26 protein-coding genes are annotated in these 25711 nt (G+C 69.9%); 14 read left to right on the plus strand and 12 right to left on the minus strand.

What is annotated here, in order from left to right; genetic code table 11:
* Positions 1-35: 35 nt before the first annotated feature.
* On the minus strand, positions 36-383 hold the full coding sequence (locus CQ045_RS17640) for an ATP-dependent DNA ligase (RefSeq protein ID WP_105726140.1): 348 nt from the start codon (positions 381-383) through the stop codon (positions 36-38).
* 190 nt (positions 384-573) lie between these two features.
* On the opposite strand from CQ045_RS17640, the gene CQ045_RS17645 reads away from it, so the two are divergent.
* Genes CQ045_RS17645 through CQ045_RS17655 form a run of 3 tightly spaced genes read left to right on the plus strand, consistent with a single transcriptional unit; the run spans position 574 to position 1966 of the window.
* Positions 574-1053 (plus strand): hypothetical protein, encoded by a 480-nt coding sequence (locus tag CQ045_RS17645; protein ID WP_105726142.1) that lies wholly within the window; start codon positions 574-576, stop codon positions 1051-1053.
* Positions 1050-1463 (plus strand): CBS domain-containing protein, encoded by a 414-nt coding sequence (locus CQ045_RS17650; RefSeq protein WP_105726144.1) that lies wholly within the window; start codon positions 1050-1052, stop codon positions 1461-1463. The genes CQ045_RS17645 and CQ045_RS17650 overlap by 4 nt, the downstream gene beginning before the upstream one ends.
* On the plus strand, positions 1460-1966 hold the full coding sequence (locus CQ045_RS17655; protein WP_258131148.1) for a CinA family protein: 507 nt from the start codon (positions 1460-1462) through the stop codon (positions 1964-1966). Before CQ045_RS17650 ends, CQ045_RS17655 begins: the two co-directional genes overlap by 4 nt.
* 20 nt (positions 1967-1986) lie before the next feature.
* Here CQ045_RS17655 and CQ045_RS17660 read toward each other — a convergent pair whose 3' ends face one another.
* The 6 genes from CQ045_RS17660 to CQ045_RS17685 form a co-directional block, all read right to left on the minus strand.
* A complete protein-coding gene (locus tag CQ045_RS17660) occupies positions 1987-3075 on the minus strand; it encodes an alcohol dehydrogenase catalytic domain-containing protein (RefSeq protein ID WP_105726146.1) in 1089 nt (362 codons plus the stop codon).
* A gap of 10 nt (positions 3076-3085) precedes the next feature.
* Complete coding sequence (locus tag CQ045_RS17665; protein ID WP_105726149.1) at positions 3086-3793, minus strand: HAD family hydrolase; 708 nt, start codon at positions 3791-3793, stop codon at positions 3086-3088.
* The gene (locus CQ045_RS17670) at positions 3790-4923 is read right to left on the minus strand and encodes a TIGR03364 family FAD-dependent oxidoreductase (protein WP_105726151.1); all 1134 of its coding nucleotides are present in this window, start codon (positions 4921-4923) and stop codon (positions 3790-3792) included. The genes CQ045_RS17665 and CQ045_RS17670 overlap by 4 nt, the downstream gene beginning before the upstream one ends.
* Complete coding sequence (gene phnE, locus CQ045_RS17675) at positions 4920-6695, minus strand: phosphonate ABC transporter, permease protein PhnE (RefSeq protein ID WP_105726153.1); 1776 nt, start codon at positions 6693-6695, stop codon at positions 4920-4922. Before phnE ends, CQ045_RS17670 begins: the two co-directional genes overlap by 4 nt.
* Entirely contained in the window at positions 6692-7522 is an 831-nt protein-coding gene (gene phnC / locus CQ045_RS17680) for a phosphonate ABC transporter ATP-binding protein (RefSeq protein ID WP_105726155.1), read from the minus strand. Before phnC ends, phnE begins: the two co-directional genes overlap by 4 nt.
* Before the next feature lie 109 nt (positions 7523-7631).
* Positions 7632-8561 (minus strand): phosphate/phosphite/phosphonate ABC transporter substrate-binding protein, encoded by a 930-nt coding sequence (locus CQ045_RS17685; RefSeq protein ID WP_105726157.1) that lies wholly within the window; start codon positions 8559-8561, stop codon positions 7632-7634.
* 170 nt (positions 8562-8731) lie between these two features.
* Between CQ045_RS17685 and CQ045_RS17690 the strand changes: the two genes are divergently transcribed.
* The gene (locus CQ045_RS17690; RefSeq protein WP_258131150.1) at positions 8732-9475 is read left to right on the plus strand and encodes a GntR family transcriptional regulator; all 744 of its coding nucleotides are present in this window, start codon (positions 8732-8734) and stop codon (positions 9473-9475) included.
* A gap of 281 nt (positions 9476-9756) precedes the next feature.
* On the opposite strand, the gene CQ045_RS17695 is transcribed toward CQ045_RS17690, so the two are convergent.
* Entirely contained in the window at positions 9757-10899 is a 1143-nt protein-coding gene (locus CQ045_RS17695) for a sensor histidine kinase (RefSeq protein ID WP_105726161.1), read from the minus strand.
* A gap of 226 nt (positions 10900-11125) precedes the next feature.
* Here CQ045_RS17695 and CQ045_RS17700 point away from each other — a divergent pair, with 226 nt between their 5' ends.
* Positions 11126-11782, plus strand: coding sequence for a response regulator transcription factor (locus CQ045_RS17700; protein WP_258131151.1), 657 nt, complete (start codon positions 11126-11128; stop codon positions 11780-11782).
* Here CQ045_RS17700 and CQ045_RS17705 read toward each other — a convergent pair whose 3' ends face one another.
* Positions 11783-12646 carry an EamA family transporter gene (locus tag CQ045_RS17705; protein ID WP_105726163.1) on the minus strand — a complete coding sequence of 288 codons (864 nt, stop codon included), beginning with the start codon at positions 12644-12646 and terminating at the stop codon, positions 11783-11785. It abuts the gene before it with no gap.
* Positions 12647-12914: 268 nt separating this feature from the next.
* On the opposite strand from CQ045_RS17705, the gene CQ045_RS17710 reads away from it, so the two are divergent.
* From CQ045_RS17710 to CQ045_RS17720, 3 genes are all read left to right on the plus strand, one after another.
* Positions 12915-14198 carry a M18 family aminopeptidase gene (locus CQ045_RS17710; protein ID WP_105726165.1) on the plus strand — a complete coding sequence of 428 codons (1284 nt, stop codon included), beginning with the start codon at positions 12915-12917 and terminating at the stop codon, positions 14196-14198.
* Between the two features lie 67 nt (positions 14199-14265).
* Positions 14266-15708 (plus strand): cytosine permease, encoded by a 1443-nt coding sequence (locus CQ045_RS17715; RefSeq protein ID WP_105726167.1) that lies wholly within the window; start codon positions 14266-14268, stop codon positions 15706-15708.
* Positions 15705-16262, plus strand: coding sequence for a cysteine hydrolase family protein (locus CQ045_RS17720; protein ID WP_105726169.1), 558 nt, complete (start codon positions 15705-15707; stop codon positions 16260-16262). The genes CQ045_RS17715 and CQ045_RS17720 overlap by 4 nt, the downstream gene beginning before the upstream one ends.
* A gap of 93 nt (positions 16263-16355) precedes the next feature.
* Here the strand turns inward: CQ045_RS17720 and CQ045_RS17725 are convergent, their stop codons facing one another.
* Positions 16356-17066, minus strand: coding sequence for an MBL fold metallo-hydrolase (locus tag CQ045_RS17725; protein ID WP_105726171.1), 711 nt, complete (start codon positions 17064-17066; stop codon positions 16356-16358).
* Between the two features lie 81 nt (positions 17067-17147).
* Here CQ045_RS17725 and CQ045_RS17730 point away from each other — a divergent pair, with 81 nt between their 5' ends.
* Entirely contained in the window at positions 17148-17672 is a 525-nt protein-coding gene (locus CQ045_RS17730) for a TetR/AcrR family transcriptional regulator (RefSeq protein ID WP_105726173.1), read from the plus strand.
* A gap of 56 nt (positions 17673-17728) precedes the next feature.
* Positions 17729-18784: an alpha/beta hydrolase gene (locus CQ045_RS17735; RefSeq protein ID WP_105726175.1), complete on the plus strand. Its 1056-nt coding sequence runs from the start codon at positions 17729-17731 to the stop codon at positions 18782-18784.
* 40 nt (positions 18785-18824) lie between these two features.
* Here CQ045_RS17735 and CQ045_RS17740 read toward each other — a convergent pair whose 3' ends face one another.
* Complete coding sequence (locus CQ045_RS17740; protein ID WP_105726178.1) at positions 18825-20198, minus strand: pyridoxal-dependent decarboxylase; 1374 nt, start codon at positions 20196-20198, stop codon at positions 18825-18827.
* Between the two features lie 10 nt (positions 20199-20208).
* On the minus strand, positions 20209-20901 hold the full coding sequence (locus tag CQ045_RS17745) for a TetR/AcrR family transcriptional regulator (RefSeq protein WP_105726180.1): 693 nt from the start codon (positions 20899-20901) through the stop codon (positions 20209-20211).
* A gap of 65 nt (positions 20902-20966) precedes the next feature.
* On the opposite strand from CQ045_RS17745, the gene CQ045_RS17750 reads away from it, so the two are divergent.
* The 4 genes from CQ045_RS17750 to CQ045_RS18920 all read left to right on the plus strand — a co-directional run.
* Complete coding sequence (locus CQ045_RS17750) at positions 20967-22007, plus strand: agmatine/peptidylarginine deiminase (protein WP_105726182.1); 1041 nt, start codon at positions 20967-20969, stop codon at positions 22005-22007.
* A gap of 37 nt (positions 22008-22044) precedes the next feature.
* A complete protein-coding gene (locus CQ045_RS17755; RefSeq protein ID WP_105726184.1) occupies positions 22045-23757 on the plus strand; it encodes an amidase in 1713 nt (570 codons plus the stop codon).
* A gap of 63 nt (positions 23758-23820) precedes the next feature.
* Positions 23821-24672 carry a tryptophan 2,3-dioxygenase gene (locus CQ045_RS17760; RefSeq protein WP_105726186.1) on the plus strand — a complete coding sequence of 284 codons (852 nt, stop codon included), beginning with the start codon at positions 23821-23823 and terminating at the stop codon, positions 24670-24672.
* On the plus strand, positions 24672-25711 hold a 1040-nt coding region (locus CQ045_RS18920; protein ID WP_181156633.1), incomplete at its 3' end, for a hypothetical protein. The genes CQ045_RS17760 and CQ045_RS18920, both read left to right, overlap by 1 nt.

Here is a 25711-nt window from a genome sequence, read left to right on the forward strand (position 1 = left end):
CCCCTCCCCCCGTCAGGGGGTTGACATCGTCGCGGCTACACCGGAGGCGTGACCGGGACCTCTCCGGTGCCGGGCTCCTCGCCCGCCTCGGCCGGTTCGGGCACGAGGTAGAGGCCGCTCGGGGCGTTCGCGGTGAAGGCGAGAGCTTCGATCCAGGCCCGGTTGATGGAGGGCTGGCGGCTCCCGAAGTACTTGAAGACGAGGGAGCTGCCGGGCTGGATCCACACGGTCGTGCGACCGCCGCCGACGCTCGCGTCCTCACGCCAGCTGAAGGGGAAGGGCTCCCCGCGCCGCAGCTTGGCGGTGATGACGAGTTGAAGGTGGGTGAGGGCACGATCCTCGATCTCGGTCTTCACGCCGCCTTCGTAGACGAACTTTCCCATGGGTGTTGCTCCTTAGTCGCTGCCTGGCCGAGACGACGGCTTCGCCCTATTCTCGCGCACTCCGCGACGGTATATCTCCTCTCCCCGGGCGCAGCCGCGGATGCCGGGTCGGGCCGCCGAAGTCAACCCCCTCGGCGGAGCAGTCGGCGCAGGCTTAGCCTCGGGTCACTCGACTCGAGGAGGCAGTGCCATGAATGACCGACACATCGACGATCGCCCCGACGAGGGCTACACGCCGGGGACCACGCACGCGGAATGGGGTGCCGGGAACCCGCGGCTGCGCATCACCCGAGACGACGAACGCACCGAGTTCGCGATCGAGGACGACGTGGTGCGGATCGGTGCGGCCGAGGGCAACGAGCTGCGTCTCGCGGACACCGACCCCGTGCACGCCACGATCACGCACGACGATCGCGACGAGTACGTGCTGACGATGCACGGCGAAGGCGAGACCAACGCGAGCCTGGGCGTGGACGCCACCCACGCCGACAAGGATTCCGAGACGCTCCGCACCGGCGCCCACTTCACGGCAGGACCCTGGACGCTCGTGTTCGCGCGCGACGAGTTCGCCGACCACGGGCGCCCGTTCGGAGGACGCGCGGGCGGCGAGTACTCCGACCAGCCGCTGCAGCCGCCTCGTCCGGACTACGACGAAGGGGAAGAGCGATGACCACGACCCGTGACCTCATGACCCCGAGTCCGCGCTGCATCGGCGTGAACGACTCGTTGCGCATCGCCGCATCCGTCATGGCGGATCTCGGTGTCGGAGCGCTGCCGATCTGCGGTGAGGACAGCAAGCTCAAGGGGATGCTCACGGATCGCGACATCGTGGTCGGCGCGATCGCCCTCGGCATGGATCCGGAGACCACGCCGGCCGAGGCGCTGGCGAAGGGCACGCCCATCACCGTGGACGCGGACGACGATATCCGGGTCGCGCTCGATCGGATGCAGGAGAACCAGGTGCGGCGGCTGCCCGTGATCGCCGATCGTCGGTTGGTCGGGATCGTCAGTCAGGCGGACATCGCCCGCTCGCTGTCCGCGGCGACGACGGGCAAGACGGTGGAGAGCATCTCCCGGTGAGCCTGAACGACGGCATCGAGCGATTGAGCGAACTCGCCCGCACGCGACGGCTGCGCGTCGGAGTGGCGGAGTCGCTGACGTCCGGCCGCCTCGCGAACACGGTCGGTGCCGGTGAGGACGCCTCCGAATGGTTCGCCGGTGGCATCGTGGCCTACCTGACCGACGTGAAGGAGCGCGTTCTCGGGCTGACTCCCGGGACGGATCCGTGCTCCGCCGCGTGCGCCGAGCAGCTCGCGGTCGGAGCCCGCAGCCTCTTCGACGCCGACCTGTGCGTATCGACCACGGGCATCGGCGGTCCCGAGGCCCAGGGCGGACACCCCGCCGGAACGGTCTACCTGGGTTGGGCCACGGCCGAGGACGTCGGCCATCGGCGACTCGCGCTGACCGGCGACCCCGAGGAGGTCCTGACGGCGAGCGTGGAGGCCGCCGTCCGCCTGCTCGCCTTCCACGCGGAGGGCCTCCGCCCGCTCGGACCCCGACGCGGCCAGGAGAGCGCCGAGTAGGCAGGGGTCCGCGGGGACGCTCAGCGTCCCGGGATCAGCCCCACCCGAAGCGGGGCTCCGGGCGCTGCGGCCTCGACCAGGGCGGCATCGATGTCCTGCAGCGCTCGCACCGAGCCGACCGCGTCCGCGAACGGATAGGCGCGGCCGCGACCGGCGAGGAACGCGACCGCCTCCGCGAGTTCGTCCCCGGTGTAGTTGTGGATGCCGGCGACGGTGACCAGCCGTCGGACGATGCTCTCGGCGTCGAGAGGCACGGGATCGGCGGGGAAGACACTGCCGACCAGCACGACGATGCCGCCGACGGCCACGCCCGCCAGGGCTTCGCGCACCGCATGCCCCGAGGCCTCGATGACGACATCGGGATCCCGGTCGAGCTCTCCCGCGCCGAACCGCGCGACGAGCGCACGTCGGTCGGGGTTGGGGTCGAGCACCTCGACCGCGGCCCCCTGCTCGGCGGCGATGGCCGCAGCGGTCAGCCCGACCAGACCCGCGCCGTGGATCCGCACGGCCGCACCATCCAGATCCCGGTCCCGCGCCGCACGTGCCACCGCCGCCCACGCCGTGGCGGTCGCGCACCCCGCAGGAGCGAGGACGGATGCCGGCAGCGCCTCGGGGACGCGCACGATGGCGGTGCCCTCGCGCAGCTGCACGTGGCTGGCGAACGCCCCCGTGAGGTCGCCGTGCGCACCGACGCGGTCGTGTCCGTACTTGCCCAGGTTGCGGCATTTCTGCGGCATCCCCTGCACGCAGCGGTCGCAGCCGGCGCACGAGACCGTCACCGACCAGACCACGCGGTCGCCGATGCGCAGCGGTGCGCCGTCGACCGCGTTCGCCCCGGCATCGCCGGTCGCGATCACGCGTCCCACGCTCTCATGGCCCAGCACCAGGGGCACCGGGGCGGAGCGTCGTCCCTGCACGGTGTGCACGTCGGAGCCGCAGATGGTCGACATCTCGGTCGCCACCAGCACGTCGCCGTCGGCGAGCGCCACCCCGGGGACGGCGATCGTCTCGTGCGGGTGGCCCTCGCCGATCCAGACCATCGCGGTGGCCGACGGGCGCAGCGCGACGTCCCTCCGGTGGCCGGGGGGACGGATCAGCAGCGTTCCCATGTCGCGCGCCTCAGGACGTCACGACGAGAGGAAGCAGCTCGCGCTGGGAGAGGACCCCGCGCAATGCGGTGATGTCGTTGCACACCGCGTCCGCTCCGGCGGCGCTCAGTGCCGGGCGATCGTGCGCGCCGCTGAGGACCCCCACGACGAACCCGGCTCCGGCCCGACGCCCGGACTCGATGTCGCTGACCGTGTCGCCGACGACGGCCACCGCGTCGACCGAGGAGGTCTGCGTGCGCAGCAGGGCCGTGAGCACGAGATCGGGGGCGGGGCGGCCGCGGCCGGCGTCGACGGGCGACAGCGCGAGGTCGATCAGCCCCTTCCACCCGAGGCCGTCGATCAGGGCGTCCCGGGTCACCGGGGCGAACCCCGTGGTGAGGACGACGGTGAGTCCTGCATCCTTCAACCCCTGGATGGCGTCGGCCGCACCGGGGATCTCGGTGACACCCTGTTCGGCGACGATCTCGGCGTACGCCCCCTCGAAGGCGGCGGTGGCACGGGCGGCCGCATCGGCGTCGCCGCCGGAGAGGTGAGTGAAGACGTCGATCTTCGACTGCCCCATGGTCACGCGGACGTGGTCGAGAGCCTCGGCCCAGGGCATCCGATCCGCGACGCCGGTGCGCTCGGCGGCCCGCTGGAAGGCCTGTTCCACGACGCCGTCGTCGAGCACCGTGGTTCCCGCCATGTCGAGGACGGCGAGTTCGAGAGGAGTGGTCATGATGTTCCTTCCGTTGCCGCCCATCCGAAGGCGGCGGTGAGATTCTCTTCGGCGAGCCCGAGGCCCGTGGTCATCCCGATGCCGGTCGTCGCTGCGAGCACCAGCGTGCCCTCGATGCTGCGATCGACGAGGAACTCCCCCGGGCCCTTGGCGTACACGCCCTGCCAGCGCTCGAGCACCCGGGGCACCGGCATGTCGAAGAGCGCCTCGGCTTCCGCGAGGAACGCCCCGAACGCGGCCTCGGGTTGGAACGGGGCAGGGCTCGTCGCCGAGGCGTGGGAGTCGCCGATGATCAGGGTCCCGTCCGGCAGCTGCGTGTACATCTGATTGAGGTCGAGGGCGGCGAGGTCCGGCCGCTCGGTGTGCAGGCGCTCCCGCAGCACGCTCGCCTCCGGACCCGCGAACCGCCCGTAGCGCACGAGCGACCAGCCCGTCAGGAGCGGCGCCGCGAGCGGATGCCGGAGCGTCACCGCCGCGCGCATCATGTCGAGCGCGCACCGGACGACTCCGTGGCGTTCGGCCACCTCGGGCAGCAGCTGGTCGATGTCGTGATTGACCGCGACGACCACGCTCCTGCAGGAGATCGGACCGCGGGTCGTGTCGACCCGACCCGTCCCCACCGCGGTCACCGAGGTGCGGAACCGGAACTCGACGCCCTGCGCCGCGAGGTGGCGGACGATCGCGGAAGCCGCGGACCGCGGATCGGTCTGCAGGTCGGGCTCGATGCGCGCGCCGCCGACGAGGCCCTCGGTGCGCAGCGGAGCGAGGCGGAGGAGTTCCGCGGCATCCAGCATCCGGATGCCGCCGTCGCGGGCCGCCGCCTCGAGCACCGCGAGTTCGTCGTCGTGCCGGGCTGCGACGAGCGTGCCGGACTCCCGAATCCAGAAGCCCGCGTCCCTGGCCAGCCGCAGCCAGAGGTCCCGCGAGGCGTCGGCGTAGCGTCGCGCCTCGCCGCCCTGCGCGCCGATGCAGAGGTGGCCGAAGTTCCGGATCGTGGCCCCGAGGGGAGCATCCGCGCGGTCGATCACGGTCACGCGCAGCCCACGACGGACCGCCGCATACGCCGCACCGAGACCGATGATCCCGGATCCGACGACCACGACGTCGGCCGTGCCGGGAGAGCGGTTCATCGGAACACCTTCCGCATCCACATCGCGAGGCCTTCCACGATGAGCACGGTGGCGAGGATCATCAGGACGATCGCCGTCACGGTCTCGTAGCGCGAGCCCTGGCTGGCGTTGAGCAGGTAGTACCCGACACCTCCGCCGCCGACGATCCCGAGGATCGTGGCCGCCCGGATGTTCGTGTCGAGCATGTAGAAGCTGTGTCCGATCAGCGCCTGCATCCCCTGCGGCACGGTGGCCGACGTGTAGGTCTGCAGACGGGTCGCGCCGACGGCCCGCAGCGCGCGCTCGGGCCCCCGGTCGACCTCTTCGAACGAGTCGGCGATGAGCTTCCCGAGCAGTCCGATGCCTCCGATGGCGAGGGCGATGACGCCCGCCTGCGCGCCGAGACCCGTGATGACCACGAGCACGATCGCGAGGATCAGCTCGGGGATGCCGCGGATGCCGACGAGCAGCAGTCGCGCCGTCCCTCGTGCTCCGGAGCTCGGGGCGACGTTGCGCGCCGCGAGCGAGCCCAGGACGAGCGACGGCAGCAGCGTCAGCACCGTCGCGGCGAGCGCGATCGCCACGGTCTCGCGCATCGCCTGGAACATCGCGCTCGCGTCGTAGTTGCCGAACGACGGCGGCCAGAATCGCGCCGCGACCTCGGGCAGCTTGGCCCAGAAGGTGAACAGGTCCATCCAGTTGATCTGGCTGACCACGATGCTGCCGATCACCACGAGCACCGCGACGACGCCGGCGATCGTGTGCCGCACGCGCTGCGCGGTCCACGGACGGTGCACGGCGGTCTGCGGGCTGGCGGCCCAGGCCGGCCGTGCGCTCGATGCCGCCGCGGTGTGCGCCGCCAGGCGCGGGTGCAGCATCCGGTCCATCCAGGACCGTGTGTGCTTCTGCTCTCCGAGCATCGCGCCGCGGACCATGCTGGAGACGATCTCCATCGCGATGCAGAGGATGAAGATCACCAGCGCGATGCCGAGGCCCTTGCCGTAGTTCAGCGACTTGAACGCGTACGACATCTCGAGGCCGAGGCCGGCGACGCCGACGTAGCCGAGCACGACGCTGCCGCGCAGATTGATGTCGTTGCGGTGCAGCACGGTGGCCACCCAGCTGGGCAGCACCTGCGGCAGGATGCCGGCCGTGAACTCCTGCATCTTCGAGCCGCCGGCGGCGCGGATCGCGAGACGAGGGCCTTCGTCGATCTGCTCGATCGCGTCGGCGAACATCTTCGAGATCATGCCGATCGAATGGATGCCGATCGCGAGGATGCCGGGAAGCGTGCCGAGCGAGAACATCAGCACGAACGCCATCGCGAGCACCACGTCGGGCAGCGCCCGGGTCAGGACGCCGATGAAGCGCGCGGCGGCGCGCCAGCCGTTCCCCGGTGTGGTGTTGGACGCGGCGAGGTAGGCGATCGGCACCGACAGCACGGCGGCGAGCAGGGTGCCGACCAGCACGAGCCCCACGGTCAGCGCGATCAACCAGGCGAGGTCGACCGGTTCGGGAAACGACAGCCCGCCGACGCGCGCCATGAAGTTCTCGGCGTTGCCCCAGCTCCGCACCATCGCCGGGATCGAGATGTCCACGTCGCGGACGGCGAGGATGCCGAGGACGACGAGGGCCACGAGGGTGAGGGATGCCGCGATCCGCTCCGGCGAGATCGGGCGCTTCGGGGCGCGCTCCGCGACAGGACGGCTGCGGGGGGCCGACGACCCACCGCCCCGCGGCCCGGAGCCACCGCCCTGGGTCGCTGCGCCCGTCGAGGCGTCGAGCGCCGTCATGATGCCGCCACCTGTGCGGCGGCCTCGACGAGCTCTTCCGCCACCGCCCGGATCTCAGCGGTCGTCGTGGCGACGCGGCCGTAGATCTCCATGACCTCGGCCTTGGTGAGATCGTCCGTCGGGGTGTCCAGCACCACTTCGCCGTGACGCAGTCCGACGATCCGGTCGGCCCAGCTGATCGCGAGATCGACCTGGTGCAGGCTGCACACGACCGTGAGGCCCTCGTCGGCGGCGATCTCGCGGATCAGCGCCATGACCTGTTCGCTCGACTCCGGGTCGAGCGACGCGACCGGCTCATCGGCGAGCAGGATGTCCGGCTTCTGCATGAGGGCGCGGGCGATGGCGACGCGCTGCTGCTGCCCGCCCGAGAGGGTGTCGCTGCGCTGGTAGGCGCGGTCGAGCAGTCCGACGCGGTCGAGGTGCTCGAGGGCGGTGAGCTTCTTGCCCCGGGAGTAGCCCCAGAGCCCGAGGCGAGGGCCGCGCACGCCGGACAGCGAGCCGGTGAGCACATTCTCGAGCACGGTCAGCGAGGGCACGAGCTCGAACTGCTGGAAGATGAAGCCGACGCGGCTGCGGAGATTCCGCAATGCCCGCCCCCTCAGCGCCGGGACCTGCGACCCGAGCACCTCGACGGAGCCGGATGTCGGGATCTCGAGGCCGTCGAGGTGACGCAGCAACGTCGACTTCCCTGAGCCGGAGAGGCCGAGGAGCACGACGATCTCGCCGCGGGAGACCTCGAGCGAGGCCTCCTTCAGCGCGGTGGTCTTCCCGAAGGTCTTCGTCACGCCGTCGAGGCGGATGAGGGCGTCGGATGCCGAGGCGGTCATGTCGTAGCTCCTGTGATGTGGTGTGTCCTGCGGTGGGGCCCTCCGTCTCGCCCGCTCGAGGCGGACGAGACGAAGGGCACCGGGTGAGACGAGGGGGGTCAGACCGGGCTCAGCCCTGGCACTGCTCCGCCTCGGTCTCCTTGCAGATGTCGCGGATCAGGTCGTAGTACGCGTCGTCGACCGGCTTCGTGGCGTAGAAGACGCTGCGGAACGAGTCGCTGTCGGCGCTGTCGATGCCCGCGGCGATGATGTCGTCGATGGTGACCTCGGAGAGCCCGTCGATGAGCTTCTTCGAGATGTCATCCGGAAGGCTCGAGGAGTACACGAGCGGGGCGCCCGGGACCATCGTCTCGTCGATGACCTTCACCTTGTCCGACTTCTCGACCTCGGAGTCCTCGGCGAAGCCCGCCTCGCACTCGACGCCCTCGCCGACCTTGGTGACGCTCACGTCGTGCTTGCCCGCGAACACCGGGGTGATGTCGGCCTGGGGGTCGATGCCGGCCTCGAGCAGGTTGTACGACGGGAACAGGTATCCCGACGTCGAGGACGGGTCGACGAAGCAGACCTTCTTGCCCGCGAAGTCCTCGAGGCTCTTGATGTCGCTGCCGACGGGCACGATCGCCTGCGAGAAGTAGCCGGGCTCCTGGCCCTCTTCGGTGACGATGGAGGAGATCGGGGTGAGCTTGGCGCCGTTGTTCGTGGCGGTGACGTAGGTGAAGCCCGAGAACGACGCGACGTCGACCTTGCCGGCGACGGCGGCCTCGATCAGGGCCGCGTAGTCGGTGGACTCGTGATACTCGACGGTCTTGCCGGTGAGGTCGGCGATGTAGTCCATGAGCGGCTGGTAGTTCGTCTCGGTGTCGACCGAGTCGGGGACGACGCCGAAGACGAGCGTGTTCTCGTCGACCGCGAAGCCGCTCGCGGCAGACGACTCATCGGCGCCGGGCGTGCCGGTGGCCTCGGCGGAGCCGGAACAGGCGGCGAGGCCGAGTGCGAGGAGCGCGACGCCGGCGAGGGCGGGGAGAGCGCGAAGCTTCATGAGGACCTTTCGGAGGTGTGAGGGGTGATCCACGGAAGACTCTCGCAGGTGACGAGCCGAGATATGTACCTAACTCGGAAGAGTTCAGGGCCCGTTCACCCGGCATTCGCCTGGATGAACACCCTCGGAACGCGGTCGCGACCGACGGCGTGACGAAGTAATGTACCTATGTGGCTGAAGCTGTGTACACCCAGATCGCCGACGACCTCCGTGCGCAGATCGCCGCGGGCGGACTGCGTCCCGGCGACGACGTCCCGACCGAGGCGGAGCTGGCCGACAAGTGGCACACGTCTCGCGGTCCGATCCGCAACGCTCTGGCCGCCCTGCGCGGTGAGGGTCTGATCGAGACGAGTCGCGGACGGCCGGCGCGCGTGGTCGCCCGCAAGGCGAATCAGGCGGTCGACGTATCGGTGCCGTTCACCCGCTGGGCACGCGAACTCGGCGTCACCCCCGGCGCACAGACGCAGGAGCTGAGCCTGCGCCGCGCCGGCGACATGGCCGCATCGCTCGGAGTGGAGACGGACGACACGATCGTCAGCGTCGTGCGATTGCGCCTTCTGGACGGAAGACCGACGATGCTCGAGCGCCTCAACTACACCGCGGTGGCGGGACGGCGGCTCTTCGAGGTCGACCTCGACGAGGTCTCGATCACGGAGTACCTGTCGTCGGTCGGACACCCGATCGTCACCCTGCAGCATGTGATCGACGCCGTCGCCGCCGACGAGCAGGATGCCGCGCTGCTGCGCGTACCTCGCGGCACGCCCATCCTGCGGCTCACCCGCACCTCTCGCGATGCGCAGGGGCGGATCTTCGAGGCTTCGGAGGATCGGTACCTGAGCGAGGTGGTGCGCTTCACGGTCGCGGCATCCGGAATCTCGACCGACGGCCACTACATGCGGGCGGTCGGCGGGTAACGGGGCACGGGGGCGGCCGCCCCGGTCGGAGAACGAAGGACCGGAGAACGAGGGACCGGAGAATCGGCCCTTAACGCAGAAGGCGATCGCGAGCGCGCAAAGTTTTTCAGAAGCCAGAAAGACCGCGCCCGCGATCGCAGCGCTGGGGACGCTTTATCTGGGGAGCCTCCAGGTTATGGCGAAGCGCAAACCCTTTTGAAGAGTCGAACGTCGAGACTCTTCTAGACTTTCGTCTAGGGTCTCGCGGAGGTCGAAAAGGTCTGCTCACACACTCTAGGGCATCAGACGACCGGGAGACGGGCCGACACGACCCAGAATCCGTCGACCTCGCCGGCGCTGAACTCGCCGCTCGCCCCCATGACCCGCTCGGCCATGCGGCCGAGTCCGGTACGACTGGAGGAGAGCTCGCGGCGGGGCGTGGTCGGGAGAGGGCTGCGAAGCGTGAGGTGTGCGATCTCATCGGTGACCAGGAGCTGGATCTGCACCTCGCCCTGGCCGGCGTACTTGAGGATGTTCGTGGCGGACTCGCGCACGATGCGCGCGAGGACGATCTCGACCGCCCGGGGGATGCGTTCGTCTTGCGGGTCTCCTTCGCGGGCCACGGAGTGACCTGCGGATTCGAACTCGCTCTGCGCCTCGTCGATCGCGGCCGCGAGGTCGCCCGTCTGGACGCTGGACGATTGCGGTCCGTCGTCGGCGAGCTCGATCACGAAACGGAGATCGGTCATCGCCTTGCGCGCAGCGACGCGGATCGCCTCCTGCGAGTCGGTGCTCGTCTGGGGGTCTTCGAGCATCTGCACATGCAGCGCCACCACCGTGAGGTGGTGCGCGATGCTGTCATGCAGCTCGCCGGCGATCCATCGTCGTTCGGCGAGAACGGCCTGACGTTCCTGCTCGGCTCTTTCCTCGAGTTCGCGTTCGAGGCGACTGCCCCGAGCGAAGGCGAGCCGCAGGGCGAACCCGACAGCTCCCGCCAGCGTCGCGAAGATGAGGTAGATGCCCACGTTGACGGGGACGGTGGAGTCCCCGAAGGCGATGATCGCCGATGACAGGAGGAAGCCCCCTATGTACGACAGGATCAGCGAGGTCCACCCGAGCCTCATGACCAACGCAGCAGCGACTGCGGCGGTGATCAGCACCTGGGTTTCCGTTCCCGTCAGGAACGACAACCCGAAGACGAGGCCCATCGCGCATGTCGCGATGAGGGGGGACCAGAGGTAGAGGGCAAGCACTGCAGTGGATGCGATGCTCACCACGGAGGTGATGGGGTTCCCACCAGGGGTGGTGAAAAGCCCGAGGACGTCGAGGGCGATGATGACGGAAACGATGACCAGAACGGCGATGCGCTCGATCGCGCTGAGCCGTTCGCCTCGACCCAGCCGCAGAAACTCCCGAGACTCCCGGGGTGACTGGTCTAAGGCCATGGTTCATTATCTCCTATTCGCCAGGTACTCTAGCGGTAGAGACCAATGAGCTTGCCAACCTGCTGCCAGAAAGACATAACGTTCACCTCCATTTTGTAGTCGTTCGTCGATGTCTGTATTCATCTTCTCGGCGATCTCCGCAGCGCACATCAGCCTCAAGTCCAGAGCTTTTTAGCCAAAGGTCTATATGCGGAGGGTGAGGCGTCCACGCCGTTAGGCTTCCCCCATGCAGGAAATCCGTGTCGTGATCGTCGACGACGATCCACTGGTCCGATCGGCGTTGTCGCACTTCGTCTCCCGCGACCCCGAGATCACGGTGATCGCCCAGGCAGAGGACGGCGTCGAGGCGATCGCCGTCGTCGAGCGCGAGCAGCCGGACGTCGTGATGATGGACGTGCAGATGCCCGAGATGGACGGCATCGAGGCGACCGGAGTGATCGCCGAGCGCTGGCCCCACGTCCGCGTACTCGCGGTGACGACGCTCGATGGAAGCGACACGGTGCTCCCGATGCTGAGCGCCGGGGCCTCCGGCTACCTGCTCAAGGACTCCAGTGCCGAGGACATCGTCACCGGCGTGCGAGAGGTGCACAGCGGCGCCAGCTCGCTGTCTCCCCGCATCGCGTCGATGCTCATCAAGCACGTGCGGGACTCCACCCCCGTCGCCACGGATGCGGACGCTCTCGAGCCGCTCACCGAGCGCGAGGCGGAAGTGCTCCAGTGCCTCGCGCAGGGCATGTCCAACGCGGAGATCGCCAAGACGCTCATCGTCTCGGAGGGCACGGTGAAGGCTCACCTCGGGCGCATGATGTCGAAGTGGCACCTGCGCGACCGCGTGCAGATCCTCGTCACGGCTGCGCACGCGGGCCTCGTCAGCTTCCGCTGATCAGAGCGCGAGCAGCACGATCCCGGCGACGACGACGAGCGACGCCCCGATCCGCCACCCTGGCCGCGACTCCCGCAGCACGAGCACCCCGAACAGGCTCACGAGTACGACGCTCACCTCGCGCAACGGCGCGACCAGCGCCACCGGAGCGATCTGGATGGCCGTCAGCACCAGGATGTACGACAGCGGAGACAGGATGCCGAAGGCGAGGATGCGGCGCCACTGCGTACGGCCGAGCGCCCGGACCGCACTCCACCGACGACGCACCGCGAGCGAGTAGAACGGCACCTGCAACAGTGTCGTACCGACCATGAAGGCGACCGGCGAGAGGTTCCACGTGCGCACGGCGTGCGCATCCCAGATCGTGTAGATCGCGATGGCGACCCCCGTGAGCAGACCGAAGACGATGCCGGGGTCGATGCGGCGGGCTCGCCCTCCGCGCCCCCGGTCGACGAGACCGATCGCCACGACGCCGACGATCACGGCCGCGACGCCGATGAGAGCCACGAACGAGGGGCGCTCCCCCAGGAGAAGCACGGCGACGATCACGGAGAGGAACGGCCCCGTGCCGCGGGCGGTGGCGTAGACGGTGGAGAGGTTCCCCTCGCGGTATCCCCGCTGCAGGACCGCCATGTAGCCGACGTGCAACACTGCGGAGACGGCGACGCCGAGCGCGAAGGAGCCCAGGTCGTCGGTGCCGAGTCCGCCCGTGAACGGCACGACGCCGATCCACACGAGGGTGCTGCCGACGGCTCCCCACCAGAGGAAGGGAGCGCCCGCCCGGCTGATGCCGTGGGCGACGATGTTCCACGAGGCATGGGCGATCGCCGCACCGAAGACCAGGACGAACGCGAACGCGGACATGACGAGACCCTTCCGTCCGACGCGCGGCGCGACGAACAGGGTCCTCCGGGCTTTTGTCCTGTCAGATGACGGCCCTCCTGCGGAGGAGAGCCGTGGCGCCGCTCGGACCAGACGGGCGCGAACCCCGGAACCCTAGGCGCTATCGGGACCACCCTAACCCGCCAGGATGAACAGCCGGGAAACGAGCTCGGCGCGCTCAGCGGGCGCGGGATCGAGCGGAGACCGCGACTACGCTCGAAGGACCGCCGCCCTCAAGGAAGGTCCCGACATGCCCGTCACCCCGGTCGCCCTCGCCCACGCCGAGGACCTCGCCGACTTCGTCGCCGCCTCGCCCTCGAGCTACCACGCGGCGGCCGAGGTCGCCCGACGCCTGGAAGACGCCGGGTTCACGCGGCTGCGGGAAGAGGACTCCTGGCCGGCACCCGCCGGCGGCCGCTACGTGATCGTGCGCGACGGAGCGGCGATCGCCTGGACCGTGCCGACGGATGCCACGGCGACCACTCCCGTCCAGATCTTCGGCGCGCACACCGACTCCCCCGGCTTCAAGCTCAAGCCGCAGCCCACGACCGGCTCCCGGGGCTGGCTGCAGGCGGCCGTCGAGGTCTACGGCGGGCCGTTGCTGAACTCCTGGCTCGACCGCGAGCTGCGCCTGGCCGGACGCCTCGCCCTCGCGGACGGCCGCGTGGTGCTCGCCGACACCGGGGCCCTGCTGCGCCTTCCCCAGCTCGCGATCCACCTCGACCGCGGCGTGAACAACGGACTGTCCCTCGACAAGCAGGTCGAGACGCAGCCGGTGTGGGGTCTCGGCGACCCGAGCGAGGCCGACATCCTCGCCGAACTCGCTTCCTCCGCCGACGTGTCGGCCTCGGACATCCGCGGCTACGACGTCGTGGTCGCCGACACCGCCCGCGGCGCCGTGTTCGGCAAGGACAGCGCGTTCTTCGCCTCGGGCCGCCTCGACGACCTCGCGTCGGTGCACGCCGGCCTGGTCGCTCTCGCGACGCACGACCCGGCTGCGGGAGGACCGATCGCCGTGCTCGCCGCCTTCGACCACGAGGAGCTCGGTTCGGAATCGCGTTCAGGTGCCGCCGGGCCGTTCCTGGAAGACGTGCTCGAGCGCCTGTACGCCGGACTCGGAGCGGACGGATCCGCGCGGCGCCAGGCGTACGCGTCGTCGTGGTGCCTGTCGAGCGATGTCGGCCACTCCGTGCATCCCAACTACGCCGCCAAGCACGACCCCGTCGTGCAGCCGGTGCTCGGCTCGGGTCCGATCCTCAAGCTCAACGCCAACCAGCGGTATGCGACGGATGCCGTCGGCACCGCGTCCTGGCGGAACTGGTGCCACCGCGCGGGAGTCGCGACGCAGGAGTTCGTGTCGAACAACAGCGTGCCCTGCGGGTCGACGATCGGCCCGATCACCGCGACCCGGCTCGGCATCCGCACGGTCGACGTCGGCATCCCGATCCTGTCGATGCACTCCGCGCGCGAACTCGCCGGCGTTTCGGACCTGCACGACCTCGCCCGCACCGCGCAGTCGTTCTTCGCCGGCTGATCTCCTCGGCGACGTTCCGCTCCCCGAACTCCGCCCGATGGCACCCCGGCAGTGCCAGGATGTCAGCATGACGGACATCAAGCCGGGCCTCATCGAGCGTGCAGGCATCGAGATCATCCCCGAATCGGAGCGCACCGCGAAGCCGCGCGACCTCTTCTGGCCGTGGTTCGCGGCCAACGTGTCGGTGTTCGGAATGTCGTACGGGTCATTCGTGCTCGGCTTCGGCATCTCGTTCTGGCAGGCGACCCTGGTGTCGGTCATCGGCATCGTGGTGTCGTTCCTGCTCTGCGGGCTGATCGCGATCGCCGGCAAGCGCGGCTCGGCGCCCACCATGGTGCTCTCGCGCGCCGCCTTCGGCGTGCAGGGCCAGAAGATTCCCGGCATCGTCTCGTGGCTGACCTCGATCGGGTGGGAGACCTTCCTCGCGATCATGGCCGTGCTCGCCACCGCGACCGTGATCACGCAGCTCGGCGGCGACGGCGACAGCGTGTGGCTGCGCATCATCGCGACCGTGATCGTCGCGGCGCTCATCGTCACGGCATCCGTGCTCGGCTATCACACGATCATGAAGCTGCAGTCGGTGCTGACCTGGATCACGGGTGTCGTCACGGTGCTCTACATCATCCTCGCGGCACCGCAGATCGACTTCGCCGCCGTGCTGGCCCGCCCCGACGGGGGCATCGGCCAGGTCATCGGCGCGCTCGTCATGGTGATGACCGGGTTCGGGCTCGGCTGGATCAACATCGCCGCCGACTGGTCGCGGTATCAGAAGCGCACGGCATCCGATGGGGCCATCGTCGCCTGGAACACGATCGGCGGCTCGGTCGCGCCCGTGATCCTCGTGGTGTTCGGTCTGCTGCTGGGCGGCTCGAACGAAGACCTCATGAACGCGATCGCCGCCGACCCGATCGGCGCCCTCGCGTCGATCCTGCCGGTGTGGGTCCTCGTGCCGTTCCTCCTCACGGCAGTCCTCGCCCTCGTCTCGGGTGCCGTGCTCGGCATCTACTCCTCGGGCCTGACGCTGCTCAGCCTCGGCATCCGGATCCCCCGCCCGTCCGCGGCGGCGATCGACGGCGTGATCCTCACGATCGGCACGATCTTCGTGGTGTTCTTCGCGACCGACTTCCTGGGGCCCTTCCAGAGCTTCCTGATCACGCTCGGCGTGCCGCTCGCGTCGTGGGCCGGCATCCTGATCGCCGACATCCTGCGCCGGAAGAAGGACTACGACGAAGAAGCGCTGTTCGACCAGAACGGGCGCTACGGCGCCTGGGACTGGACCTCGATCGGCACCATGGTCGTCACCAGCGTGATCGGCTGGGGCCTGGTGCTCAACGGCTTCGCCGAGGATGCACCCTGGAACAACTGGCAGGGCTATCTGCTGTTCCTGGTCGGCGGCGCGGACGGCGACTGGGCCTATGCGAACCTCGGCGTCTTCTTCGCGCTGGTGCTGTCGTTCCTCGTGACGTACTTCGCGAGGGCCGGAAAGATCCGGCGGCAGGAGGGCGTGTGACCGATCACGCGCTCGACGACGCCTGGCTCGTCGTGGTCGATCCGCAGGCGATCTTCGCCTCGCCCGACTCCGCGTGGGGCTCGCCGTTCTTCACCGCGGCGATGCCGCGCATCCGCGCCCTGGCCGAGGCGTTCGGCGACCGGGTGCTGGTGACGCGGTGGATGCCGACCGCCGACCGGTCGACATCGTGGGGCGACTACTTCGCCGCCTGGCCCTTCGCCGATCAGCCGCCGAGCGCCCCGCTGTTCGACCTGGTGCCGGATGCGGCCGGGCTGTCGCGCCACCCGACCCTCGATCTGCCGACCTTCGGCAAGTGGGGCCCCGAGCTCGAGGCGATCGTCGGACACGGCGCGCATGTCGTGCTGGCCGGGGTGTCGACGGACTGCTGCGTGATCTCGACCGCCCTCGCCGCGGCGGACGCCGGCGCCCACCTCACGATCGCCGCCGACGCCTGCGCCGGGTCGACCGCCGAGAACCATGCGGCCGCCCTGCACGTGATGGGTCTCTATCCCCCGCAGATCACCATCAGCGACACGGCGAGCATCCTCGCCTGACGAAAAGTCGAACGGATGACGATCCGCCGACGGACTCCGCCAGATCGATCAGGCGATCATCCGGAGCTCGGCGAATCGTCCGACGTCTGTCGGTCAGGCCGAGGCCCGCACGGCGGCGGCGATGTCGGACGGGGAGCCGCGCCAGGGGGCTCCGTGGCCCGGCAGCACCCAGGACGCGGAGACGGCGGCGAGCCGGTCGAGCGAGTCGATGGCCTCGGCGGGCTCATCCGTGAACGGTGCCGGCTGAGCGCCCGTGCGCCCGGTGAGCACATGCCGCGTGGTCAGCGCATCACCGACGAACGCGGCATCGACGGCGGGCACGTGCACCGCGATGCTCCCGGGCGAGTGCCCCGGCATCCCGATCACGACCGGAGCGCCCGGGAGGTCGAGCACCGCACCGTCCGCCACCTCGATCACCTCGGAGACGTGCGCCGTGCGCAGGGCGTTCTTGCGGATGCCGTAGGCGAAGAACCCGAGCGTCGGCCCGAGCCTGGCGGGACCCATGGGCGTCTTGGGCTTCTCCCCGGTGCGCACGCGGTGGGCGTCGTCCGCGTGGATGAAAACCGGGACACCGGCCTCTCGGCGCAGGCGCTCCGCGAACCCGATGTGGTCGCTGTCGCCGTGCGTCAGGACGAGGCCACGGATGTCCGACATCGGCCGTCCGAGCTCCGCGAGCTCGCGCCGCAGGTCGTGCCAGTGGCCGGGCAGGCCCGCATCGATCAGGGTGATGCCCTCGGGAAGGTCGACGAGGTACGAGGCGACGATGTCGTTGCCCAGGCGATGCAGATGCGGTGCGAGCTTCATGGCGGATCCTCTCGGGATGATTGCGATGGCTACGTTACGTAGCTATCATGGCTATTGTCAATAGCCATGCAGGAGGACGCGATGCCGACACCCGAACGCACATCCGCCGCGGAGATCGTCGAGGCCGGGCGCGAGATCCTCGAGATCGCCGGCCCCGCGGGGCTCACGATGCAGGCCGTCGCCGAGCGCGTCGGAGTCCGCGCCCCCTCGCTGTACAAGCGTGTCCGCGACCGCGACGCCCTGCACGCCGCCGTCGCCGCCGCCTCGATCGATGCGCTCACCGACCGGCTCGAAGCCGCGGGGGACGACATCGGCGCGCTGGCCCACGCTTATCGCGGCTTCGCGCAGGAGCATCCGGAGGGCTTCCGGATCATGTTCACGATCTCGGCCCCGCACGACGCGCTGGAACGCTCGGCCGCACCGCTCATCCGCGCCGCCGCCGCACTGGTCGGCGACGACGACGCGCTCGACGCCGCCCGCCTCTTCACCGCGTGGGCGACGGGGTTCCTGCAGATGGAGCTCTCCGGAGCGTTCCGCCTCGGCGGCGACGTCGACCGGGCATTCGACTACGGCCTGCATCGACTGACCGCCGGGCTCGCCGGCTGATCCGGATCTCGTCGGCGCCGACCGGAATACGGCACACTGATCGGTGGGAGGGGTCCATGAACATCGACGCGCACGCCGAAGAGTCCGCACACCCGAAGAAGGCCCGTCGGCCCTGGCACCGGACGAAGGTCGCGCTCGGGATCGTCGTCGCCGTCGCCGCCGTGGTCGCGATCGTCGGAGCACTCACGCCGTGGCCCTCGGCCATGGTCATCCGAGCCGTGTTCACCAAGGGCGGGAACGACACCGCCGCCGAGATGGACAAGCACGTCCCCGACACGGAGCTCTCCGTGCAGAAGGATGTCGCCTACGGCGACGACGGCGCGGACACCACGATGGACGTCTTCCGCCCGGCATCCGCCGACGGCCCCCTGCCGACCGTCGTGTGGATCCACGGCGGCGCCTGGATCTCGGGGGCGAAGGAGAACGTCGACCCGTACATGCGCATCCTCGCCGCCGAGGGATACACGACCATCGCCGTGAACTACACGATCGGCCCGGAGGGCGTGTATCCGCTCGCCGTCCACCAGCTGGATGCCGCCCTCGCCTACATCGACGAGCACGCCGAGGAGCTGGGCGTCGACGCCGACCAGATCGTGCTCGCCGGCGACTCCGCCGGCGGACAGCTCGCCAGCCAGATGGCGACCCTGATCACGAGCCCGGACTACGCCGAGATCATGGACATCACGCCCTCGCTCAAGGCCGACCAGCTGGTGGCGACCATCCTCAACTGCGGTGTCTACGACCTGTCGGCGCTCGCCCAGCTCGACGGCATCGCGGGATGGGGATTCAAGTCGGCCATGTGGGCGTACTCGGGCACGAAGACCTGGGCGGAGGACTCCACCGGCGCCACGATGTCGACCATCGACTGGGTCACCGAGGACTTCCCGACCACCTACATCTCCGGCGGCAACGGCGACGGACTCACCTGGCTGCAGTCCATCCCGATGGCGAAGCGCCTCGACGAGCTCGGCGTCGACGTGACGACGCAGTTCTGGCCGGCACCGCACGAGCCCCAGCTTCCGCACGAGTACCAGTTCCACCTGGACATGCCCGACGCGCAGACCGCCCTGCAGAAGACCATCGACTTCCTCGACGCGCACACCACGCGCTGAGTCGGCGCGGCGCACCGACGCCCGCGAGGCGGACCCCGGACTACTTCATCGTGTCGAGGATGCCGACGAGGTCTTCGAACGTGGTCAGGGGGTTCAGGATCGCGAAGCGCGTGTTCGGGCGTCCGGCGTGGGAGCTGGGCACGACGAACGCACGCTGCGAATCGAGCAGGGCAGCCGACCAGCGGTCGTAGTCGGCGCGCTCCCACCCCTCCCGCTCGAACACCACGATCGACAGCTGCGGGTCGCGCACCAGGCGCAGCTCGGGACGACGGGCGATCTCGTCGGCGATCCGTCGCGTCAGCGTGAGCCCGGCGCTCACGGCCTCGCGGTACGCAGTGACCCCGTACGTCGCGACCGAGAACCACAGGGGCAGGCCGCGCGGGCGACGGGTGAGCTGGATCGAGTAGTCCGAGGGGCTGAACTCGTCGACGTCGGTCAGGATGTCGAGGTACTCGGCGTGCTGCGTGTGGGCGCGGCGCCCGCTGTCGGGGTCGCGGTAGATCAGGGCGCAGCAGTCGAAGGGCGCGAACAGCCACTTGTGCGGATCGACGATCACCGAGTCGGCGCGCTCGACGCCCTCGAAGAGATGCCGCGCCTCGGGGGCCAGCATGGCGGTGAGGCCGTACGCGCCGTCGATGTGCAGCCAGAAGTCGAACTCGTCCTTGAGGGCGGCGATGCCTCTGATGTCGTCGACGATCCCGAAGTTGGTCGAGCCACCGGTCGCGACCACCGCGCAGATCTCGTCACCGTGCTCGAGGAGGGCTTCGCGCACGCCCTCCGCACGCAGGACGCCGTCGTCGCCCGCAGGGACCAGCAGCACGTCGGCATCCATCACCTTCGCGGCCGATTTGTTCGAGGAGTGCGCCTCGACGCTGCACAGGATCTTCCACCGGGTCGGCAGCTCCCTGCCCGCCGCGACCAGACGGGCCTTCGCCGCCTCGCGCGCCGCGACCAGCGCCGACAGGTTGCCGATCGTGCCACCCTGCACGAACACCCCGCCCGCGGTCTCGGGCAGCCCGAACTCGCTCGCGAGCCACGACAGCACCTCGTTCTCGGCGTGCACGGCACCCGCACCTTCGAGCCAGCTGCCGCCGTAGAGCCCGGACGCCGACACGACCAGGTCGAACGCGATCGCGGCCATGGTCGGCGCGGTCGGGATGAACGACAGATACAGCGGGTGGCTCGTGGTCAGGCACGCCGGAGCGAGGACATGCTCGAACACGCTGAGAGCGCGCGCGGCACCGAGTCCGGCATCGGTGACCGTGGGCCCGACGAGGCGGTTCAGCTCCGCCTCGGACTGGGGCTTGTCGAGCGGCACGTCGGCGGCGAGCATGCGTCGACGCGAGTAGTCGAGCACGGCGTCGACGATCGCGGTCGATTCGGGCGAGGCCGCGTGCATGCGCACAGCATCCATGGGCGTTCCTTTACTTGTCATCGGATCGGGCGTCTGCGGATCGGGAATCGGTGGCGAACGTCTCGGCGGCGAGGGCATCGGGCGTCGCGCTGTCGAGCACGGCCGAGAGGGCGCGTCGGGCGAGGTCGGCCCGGTCGCGGGGCGCCCATTTCACGAGAGAGTGCGCGTTCATGCCGTCGACCATCGCGAGCAGCAGCCAGGCGGCGGTGTCTGCGCGGCCGGCAGCGATCGCCCCCGTCGCGGCGGTACGGGCGAAGATCTGCTCGAGGGCGCTCTGCCACCCGTCCATCTCCTGTCGCACACGAGCGGCGAGTGCATCGTTGCGGGCACCGAGCGCCCAGGCCTGCACCCAGATGAGGGTCACGTCGTCGCGGTCGGCCTCGAGGAGCGTCTCGATCAGGCGCAGGAGGCCGGCACGGATGTCGTCGGCGTCGTGGAAGTCGGTGTCGTCGAACGCGGCGATCACCTCGTCGCGCTCGGCCGCCACGATGATCCCGAAGACGTCGGCGACGAACGTGTCCATCCCCGGCCGGTAGTGCGCCACGAGCGCGGGGGTGACCCCGACGCGGGCTGCGACCGCCCGCACGGTGAGACTCTCGAGTCCGCTCTCGCGGGCGAGGCCGATCGCGCCGTCGAGGATCGAGTGATCGCGCTCCTCGGGCGACATCCGGCGAGCGGCCGTACCTGTTGACGTGGTCTTCATCAGGGGTTACCGTAACACCTGTTGATCGCATGTTCAATAGAAGCGGCAACAGCGAGGAGAACGCGATGAGCTGGCGCATGCCGACCGAGACCGCACGTCACGAGCGCACCTGGATGGCGTTCCCGGCCGAGGGCGAGACTCTCGGCGCCACCGACGCCGCGCGCGAGGAGGGGTACGCCACCTGGACCGCCGTCGCCCATGCGGTCGCCGAGTTCGAGCCCGTGTCGATGCTGGTCGACCCGAGCGAGGTCGCGAGGGCCCGGCGCATGCTCAGCGGCAGCATCGAGGTCATCGAAGCACCGGTCGACGAGTTCTGGATGCGCGATTCCGGGCCGACGTTCGTGGTCGACGACGAGCGGCCGGGAGTGCTCGGCGCAGTCGACTGGATCTTCAACGGCTGGGGGGCGCCGGAATGGGCCGAGTGGCGCAAGGCCGCTCAGCATGCGCGGGTCGTCGCGGGCGCCGTCGGGGCGGAGCTCGTGAGCTCGACGCTCGTGAACGAGGGCGGGGGCATCCACGTCGATGGCGAGGGCACCGTGCTGCTCACCGAGACCGTGCAGCTCGACCCCCGACGCAACCCCTACGCCGACAAGCAGCGGGTCGAGGCCGAGATGGCCCGCACGATCGGCGCGACCACGGCCGTGTGGCTCCCCCGCGGGCTCACCCGCGACTACGACGACTTCGGCACGAACGGCCACGTCGACATCGTCGCCACCATCGTCGCGCCGGGGCGCCTGCTGCTGCACGACCAGCAGAATCCCGACCACCCCGACCATGCCGTCACACGCGAGCTGCGCACCCTGCTCTCGGAGCAGACCGATGCCGCCGGCCGCCGCTTCGAGGTGATCGGCCTGCCCGCTCCCTCCACGCTGACCGATGATGAGGGCCCCGTCGACTGGAGCTACGTCAACCACCTCGTCACGAACGACGGCGTGGTGGCGTGCGGTTTCGGCGACGAGAAGGCGGATGCCGCGGCGCGCGGGATCCTCGCCGATGCCTACCCCGGACGCCGGGTCGTCACGGTCGATGCGCGCCCGCTGTTCGACCGCGGCGGTGGGATCCACTGCATCACCCAGCAGCAGCCGGCGCTCGCCTCCGGTCGGTGAGCGAGCCCAGCGAGACGAAGCGCCTCGAGGAGAACCCATGAATGTGCACGAAGCGTCCATCGCCGACCTGCGGCACGCGCTCGACACCGGCGAGACGACCGCGGTCGAACTCGTCGACGCCTACCTCGCCCGCATCGCCGCCTTCGACGCCCCCGGCACGAAGACCGCACTGAACGCCGTCGTCGTCGCCAACCCGGAAGCGCGGAGCGAGGCCGCGGCATCCGATGCACGCCGCGCCCACGGCGAGATCCTCGGCCCTCTCGACGGCATCCCGTACACGGCCAAGGACAGCTACCTGGTGCGCGGGCTCACCGCCGCTGCAGGGAGTCCGGCGTTCGCGCAGCTCGTGGCCCAGCACGATGCCTTCACGATCGAGCGGCTGCGCGCGGGTGGGGCGATCTGCCTCGGGCTGACGAACATGCCCCCGATGGCGAACGGCGGCATGCAGCGCGGCGTCTACGGCCGAGCCGAGAGCCCGTACGACGCCGAGTTCCTCACGGCACCGTTCGCCTCCGGTTCCTCGAACGGTTCGGGCACGGCGACCGCCGCGAGCTTCGCGGCCTTCGGCCTCGGCGAGGAGACCTGGTCGTCGGGCCGCGGCCCCGCGACGAACAACGCGCTGTGCGCGTACACGCCCTCACGCGGAGTGATCTCCACCCGCGGCAACTGGCCTCTCGTGCCGACCATGGACGTGGTCGTCCCGCACACCCGCACCATGGCCGACCTGCTCGAGGTGCTCGACGTGATCGTCGCCGACGACGCCGAGACCCGCGGCGACTTCTGGCGGGCGCAGCCGTGGGTCGAGCTGCCCGCCGCCTCCGCCGTCCGGCCCGAGTCGTATCCCGCACTCGCGGCGGGGACGGCGCATGCCCTCGTCGGCGCACGCATCGGCATCCCCCGCATGTACATCGACGCAGATCCGGATGCCGGCAGCGGCGAGAACCCGGGCATCGGCGGGCCCACCGGTCAGCGCATCGACACGCGGGCGAGCATCATCGAGCGCTGGGAGGCGGCACGCCGCGACCTCACTGCCGCGGGAGCGACCGTCATCGAGGTCGACTTCCCCGTCGTGTCGAACTACGAGGGCGACCGGCCCGGCGCCCCCACCATCACGACCCGCGGCCTGGTGTCGCCCGAGTACCTGCACCGCGAGATCGTCGACCTCTCGGCGTGGGCGTGGGAGGACTTCCTGCGGGCGAACGGCGACCCGGCGCTGCAGTCGCTCGCCGAGGTCGACGGAGCCACGATCTTCCCGCATCCGGAGGGCGCGCTCCCCGATCGCTACGCCGGTTTCGACGACGACATCGCCGAGTATCCGGAGTGGGTGCGCCGCCATCCCGACGCCTCGTTCACGGACATGCCCGAGCTCGAAGGCGGGCTGCGCGGGCTGGAGGAGACCCGTCGCCGTGACCTCGAAGTGTGGATGGACGTCCTGCGTCTCGACGCCGTGGTCTTCCCCGCGGTGGCCGATGTGGGGCCGGCCGACATGGACGTGAACCCGGAATCCGCCGACCTCGGCTGGCGCAACGGCGTCTGGATCACGAACGGCAACCTCGCGGTGCGCCACCTCGGCATCCCGACGGTCACCGTGCCGATGGGCCTCATGAGCGACATCGGCATGCCGATCGGCCTGACGTTCGCCGGGCGGGCCTACGACGATACGAGGCTGCTCCGGTTCGCCGCAGCATTCGAAGCGGCAGGCGCTCCGGGAACCCGTCGCGTCTCGCCGCCGCGCACTCCCGCGCTCTGAAAGAGACGCACGAGTGACATAACACTACTGTGACGCTCGCCACGATAGTGATATGTTCGGCGCATGCACACCGAGAACGAACGCGCCCTCGAATCCGGCATCGTCACCGACCTCTCCGGCCGGATGACCTACGGCTCGTATCTGGCGTTGGACCAGCTGCTCACGGCGCAGCATCCGGTGAGCGAACCGCAGCACCACGACGAGATGCTGTTCATCATCCAGCACCAGACCACCGAGCTGTGGCTCAAGCAGCTGCTGCACGAGCTGTCGTCCGCCCGCGAGCTGCTGGCCCGCGACGACCTCCGCGAGGCCCTGAAGCGCATCGCCCGTGTGAAGCGCATCCAAGACGTGATGACGCAGCAGTGGTCGGTGCTCGCCACCCTCACCCCCACCGAGTACGCGCAGTTCCGCGGGGCGCTGGGCAACTCCTCCGGCTTCCAGTCCGTGCAGTACCGCGCGGTGGAGTTCGCACTCGGCAACAAGAACGAGAAGATGCTGCGCGTCTTCGCCGACCACCCCGCCAACCTCGCACTGCTCACAGCCGAGTGGGAGAAGCCGACGCTGTACGACGAGTTCCTGCGCTACGCCGACCGCCGCGGGCTGCCGATCCCGACCGAGATCCTGGAGCGCGACGTGCGGGAGCCGTACCGCGAGACCCCGGCGCTCGTGCCCGCGATCCGCGAGATCTACCAGGACCCGAGCCGGTACTGGGACCTGTACGAGGCGTGCGAAGACCTCGTCGACCTCGAGGACAACTTCCAGTTCTGGCGCTTCCGGCACCTCAAGACGGTCGCCCGCACGATCGGCATGAAGGTCGGCACCGGCGGCTCCAGCGGCGTCGGCTTCCTGCAGCGCGCCCTGGATCTGACGTTCTTCCCCGAGCTCTACACCGTGCGCACCGAGATCGGCAGCTGATGAAGGCCGCCACGTTCTTCGACGGGTCCGGATGGCGCGAGGGCGTCGTCGAACTCGTCGACGGGCGCGTGCGGCTGCGCGCGGAGGCTCCCGCCACCGGGCTTCCCCGGGTCGGAGGCGTCATCACCGGCGGCTTCACCGACCACCACGTGCACCTGCAGCTCGCGGAGCACGGCCTGCTTGCGGGCTCCCGGCTCGGGCGCGTGGTCGATCTCGGCGGCAATCCGGATGCGGTCCGCCGGCTCGCCGTGCACAACTCCGGAGACACCCCTGCTGAACCGGGCTCGCCCCTCATTTCCGCCACTTTGCCCGCCGATTCCGAGGAGTTGCGCACGCCGTTCGCGCAGCACCGCGTCGATATCGGATTCGCCGGAGCCTTCCTCGCCGCTCCCGGCGGCTACCCTTCCGACCGCTCCTGGGCACCGGCCGGCTCCGTGCGGGAGATCGCCGATGCGGATGCCGCGGCCGACGCCGTGGTCGAGATGGCGGATGCCGGCGCCTCGTGCATCAAGGTCACCAGCAACAGCACCGCGGGACCGGTCTTCTCAGACGACCTCTTCCGCACGATCGTCGCTCTCGCCGCCGACCGCGGCCTCCCCGTCGTCGCCCATGCCGAGGGCGCCGGTGAGGCGCAGCGCGTCGTCCGTCTCGGCACCGCGCGCCTCGCGCACGCCCCCTTCACGGAACCGCTCGACGATGACGAGATCGCGCGGCATGCGGCATCCGCCTCCTGGGTCTCGACCCTGGCGATCCACGACGGCCCCGAACGGGTGGTCGCGATCGACAACGTGCGCCGTTTCCACGCGGCCGGCGGCACCGTGCTCTACGGCACCGACCTCGGCAACGGGCCGATGCCCGTCGACCTGAACCCGCGCGAGATCTCGGCGCTACGGGAAGCGGGCCTCGACGACGCGGCGCTGCTCCGCACGCTCGCCCCGGTCGACCCGCTCGAGCCTTCGTCCGCTCTCCTGCTCCTCCCCGGCGGATCCCCGTCATCCGCCGATCCGCTCGACGCCCGCCCCCTCACCCCCGCAGACCT

Source organism: Microbacterium sp. MYb66, assembly GCF_002979435.1.
In the GTDB taxonomy this organism is placed as follows: domain Bacteria; phylum Actinomycetota; class Actinomycetes; order Actinomycetales; family Microbacteriaceae; genus Microbacterium.